At 63.0% G+C, this 514-nt stretch carries 1 protein-coding gene; it reads left to right on the forward strand.

Going from position 1 to position 514, the window contains the following annotated elements:
• Positions 1–514 (forward strand): aspartate-semialdehyde dehydrogenase (locus AC1DF0_RS32115; RefSeq protein WP_477577614.1); only part of this gene is annotated, 514 nt, incomplete at both ends.

Genomic DNA, 514 nt, shown 5'->3' on the forward strand with positions numbered 1-514 from the left:
GGCCAAGGCCCGTCCGTGGGCAAGGACATTGCTCCGCTCAAGGACGCTTACAGCATTGAAGAGCTGAAAACCCTCGACGTGATTCTGACCTGCCAAGGTGGCGACTACACCAGCGAAGTGTTCCCGAAGCTGCGCGAAGCCGGCTGGCAGGGTTACTGGATCGACGCCGCTTCCAGCCTGCGCATGCAGGATGACGCGGTGATCGTGCTGGACCCGGTGAACCGCAAGGTTATCGACCAGCAGCTCGACGCGGGCACCAAGAACTACATCGGCGGCAACTGCACCGTCAGCCTGATGTTGATGGGTCTGGGCGGTCTGTTCGAAGCCGGTCTGGTGGAGTGGATGAGCGCCATGACCTATCAGGCGGCCTCCGGTGGCGGCGCGCAGCACATGCGTGAGCTGATCAAGCAAATGGGTGTGACCCACGGCGCTGTCGCCGATCAACTGGCCGATCCGGCCAGCGCCATTCTCGACATCGACCGCCGTGTTGCCGAAGCCATGCGCAGCGACGCGT

It is taken from the genome of Paenibacillus sp. 05T425 (assembly GCF_056396205.1).